General features: G+C 36.5%; 1 protein-coding gene. It reads left to right on the top strand.

The window, feature by feature from the left end; translation table 11 throughout:
- Positions 1 to 334 precede the first annotated feature (334 nt).
- Positions 335 to 3,590: DUF4347 domain-containing protein (locus AFK68_RS34555; RefSeq protein ID WP_143437571.1), on the top strand; the 3,256-nt coding region annotated here is incomplete at its 3' end.

Raw genomic sequence — 3,590 nt, 5'->3', positions numbered from 1 at the left:
CCGAAAAACATTATATTAATTAAAATTTTCCTATTTTTCCAATTAGAATGCTTAGGACTGTTATAGTTGTAGGTTTTGTCAGGCTTCCGCCAATTAACTATATGAAAATAGTTAAAAATACTACATTTAGCTGATAATTGAATTACCACAATACCAGACACCGAGTAAATCAACTTGCCTATATAGAATTTTTATCATAATTATCAGAAAAACCTCAGTGGATTGATTTTCATCAGGTTAAGTTTTTCTGACAAATAAGTTAAGATTGTTATATAATAGAACAGCTTAATAAATTAACATCTACCTATCATCCATTTCCATGGAGTGAATTTCAATGTCTCAAGTTAACATCTACCAATCCGTATCTACTAAAAAATCTATCCAATCGATTGATATCTCTAGTCAACTAGAATCTCCACAACAAATAGTATTTATAGACTCTAATATAGAAGATTACCAGAGTTTAGCTAATGGAGTTTTACCGGGAACAAAAGTAGTTATTCTTCGTCCGACTGCCGATGGTGTCCAGCAGATTACTAAAGTTCTTAAAAAATATCCTTACATACCATCTATACATATAGTTTCTCATGGTACCCCAGGGTGTTTATATTTGGGTAATAGTCAATTAAATATTAATAGTATTAACAATGATTATTGCCAAGAGTTAGAAGCTTGGTCAGTAACTAATTTATTCCTCTATGGTTGTAATATAGCTTCTGGTAATGCAGGTAAAGGATTTTTGGCACAACTCCGTGAAATTACAGGTGCAAATATTGCAGCTTCGGCAAAGCCAACTGGTAATGTGGCTTTGGGTGGTGACTGGGAGTTGGAGGTTATTAGGGGTAAGTTAGAGGTTAGTTTAGCTTTTAGCGATCAGATTCAAAGTCAGTGGGAACATATTCTGGCTCCTTTTGAAGAACAGCCGTATTTTTATCAAGTTATTTCAGGTCAGCTAAGAATATTCAACCCTCTTACAAATAACTATGAATCGGTTGGAGTAGCTCACCCTGATGGATATAACGCAACAGGATTTAATACGCTAAATGATGATAATTTTATTTATGGAATTGAAGGTGGCTCTACAAGCAAATCAGGAAATGTTGTCAGAATACATTCTGATGGGACAGTTGAAGATTTATTGATCGGTGGTGCAACTGTTACTGTAAATGAGTTCCCCGAACCTGGTGATCCTAACTTGAATTCAGGGGATGTAGATGATCAAGGTAATTTATGGGTACGAACAGGTGATACAGAACTTACAAGAATTAATCTGACTACTGGCGCCCAGGTAAGATTTAGCTTAAGTGGAGATGGAAGTGGAAAATCTCTAGCGCGGGTTGCCGATCTAATTTACAATACAAGCGATCAAAAATTTTATGGAATTGATAACAATGCTAACCTGTATGTAATAGATAATTTTAATATTACAGATGCAATCAATGGCATAGGAACATTAGATATTGATGTTAGCACCAACCAAATAGTTGGACTACCTACAGGCCGTGATTATGGTGCTGTTTGGATTGATGAAGATTTCGATTTGTATGCTAGCAGAAATAACCGAGAAGAGTTATATCGTATCAAGGACTTTACAGGTACTTCTCCAGAAGCTATCCTTGTTGCTAACTCTGAGGCTACAGGTAATAACGACGGAATGTCAGATCCAAGGCAAAAGTCAGCGTTTAAGGTTCCGTTTATCGACCCCGATCCTGATAACGTTTCTACTGTCGATCCTTTTAGTTACCAAAATACTTTTACAGAAGATACTGATGAAGATAATGATGGTGAGATAGATGGTGTAAGTATAGTTGATGGTGCAGTAGATATCAAAGATTTTGATGGCAGTGTAGACCTTGATGATGATGGTAATGTAGACGATACTGGTGGAAAGATCCGGAGTGCTGAGATTACGCTGACTAATCCTCAAGATAGTGATGAGTTGTTCGTGGATGAAGTTGACGGTATCACTGTTACTCGTGATGCCAATGATGATGTTGTTAGTTTAACAGTTACTGCAACAGGTAGTCAAATAACTATCACTGGTGATGGTACTGATGTTATTATTGTAGACGCTGGAACAGATGGAGCCTCTGCAGAAGATTTTGAAACTGCTCTGAAAGCAATTCAATTTAGGAATACCAGCGATACCCCAAATACAACGCCAAGAGAAATAGAAATTCAGCTAACTGATACAGATGATGATACTGAAGAGCCAAACAATAACAATAATACCGGAAATATTGCTAAGACTACAATTAAAGTTATTCCTGTTAACGATCCTCCTGCTTTTACAGGTCTAGATCCAGAAAATATTATCACTGAAGATAATACTGTAACTGTGAACCCAAATGCAACCCCAGTAACCCCAGTAGTCTTAGACAATGGTGCGGAAATAAAAGATCCAGAACTCTTTGAAAGAAACAACTACAATGGTGCTGTCCTCACTTTACAAACAGAAATAGATGAAGTGGAGACTGCAAGTGGCAATTTTAGTAATGGTAGTTCTAATGTATTAGGAGATTTAACCGATCCAGATAACCCAGGAGACCCAGACCTGACGATAACAGTAGATGGTACTACTACAACTATCGGTAAAGTTACTGAAAATACTGCAGGTAAATTAGAACTAACATTTAACAATAAAGCTACTAGCGATCTAGTTAATTTAGCTTTAAGAAATATTGCTTATGATACTGATTATACTACTGATAACTCAATAATAAGAGTTAAATACACAATAGAGGATAATAATAAAGATACAGGAACCGAAGCGGATGGAAACTATGTTTCAGCATTTGGTTCAATAGAGGTACAAAATGGTAACACCCTAACTGTAGAACCTAGTGCTATCAATAATTCAACAAATTATAATGGTACTTCTGTGATCATACAGAGAGATGGAGGTCCTAATAGTGAAGATGAATTTAGTAGCATAAATTTAACAGAAGATACAACGTTTGATGTAGAAGGAACAATTAGTGCTACTATCACAGTTACTACTAATAGTAATGGTATATTACAATTAACATTTAGCGATCAACGTAATGAAATTAATGCCGATGTAATTAATCAGGTATTAGAACAAATTACCTATACTAATACTGGCAGTAATGCCGATCCAGTTACAATCAACTATTATATTGAGCAGGGTATAAATGGTCCTTTAGATGATACAGGGTTTGTTACTATAAATCGACCTCCGACAGCTATTGACGATACCTTTTCCATGGATGAAGACTCTGGAAGTGTGACTTTTGATTTATTAGGGGGTACACCTGATACAACAGATGATGATGATAGAGATCCCGATAGAGACCTTAATGGTGATCCTGATACTCTGAGTATCAAATCCATCAACGGTGTAGAGCTAACGGGTGAAACTCAAACTATAGACGTACCCAACGGCACAGTCAACGTAGATGGAGACGGAAATATAACCTTTACCCCAGATGAAAACTATAACGGTTCCATTAGCTTTGATTATGTAGTAGAAGACGGTAGAGGTGGAGAAGATACAGGAACGGTAACAGGAACAGTTAATTCAAGAAACGACCTCCCGACAGCAGTCAACGACACAGCCACAGTAGCCG

The sequence above is a fragment of the Hydrocoleum sp. CS-953 genome (genome assembly GCF_002260545.1).
Taxonomy (GTDB): Bacteria; Cyanobacteriota; Cyanobacteriia; order Cyanobacteriales; family Microcoleaceae; genus Trichodesmium.
The sequence above is the reverse complement of the archived record's forward strand: the minus strand, read 5'-3'. Positions and strand labels throughout refer to the sequence as shown.